At 80.0% G+C, this 245-nt stretch carries 1 pseudogene; it reads right to left on the bottom strand.

Annotation, left to right across the window (positions count from 1 at the left end):
• Positions 1-245, bottom strand: a pseudogene (locus VR44_RS32025) (CGA synthase-related protein); the annotation flags it as partial.

Here is a 245-nt window from a genome sequence, read left to right as displayed (position 1 = left end):
CGAGCGCGCGCTCCGGCGGCGCTTGGCCGCCGGGCGGGCCGGCGGGCCCCGATTCCAGGTGGACCACCGGTACGCCCAGCTCCAGGAGCCGCCCGGTGGCGGCCACGTCGTCGCAGACCAGCGCCGCGGCCGGCAGGGGTTCCAGCCCGTCCCGGCCGGTCCGGCGCAGGCCCCCGAGGTGGGCGGCCACCCGGGCGAGGGCGAGAACCGAGTCCAGCCGGTCCTCGCAAGCGTCCAGCAGCACC

Origin of the sequence: Streptomyces katrae, from assembly GCF_000966975.1 — a bacterium.
GTDB lineage: Bacteria > Actinomycetota > Actinomycetes > Streptomycetales > Streptomycetaceae > Streptomyces > Streptomyces katrae.
The sequence above is the reverse complement of the archived record's forward strand: the minus strand, read 5'-3'. Positions and strand labels throughout refer to the sequence as shown.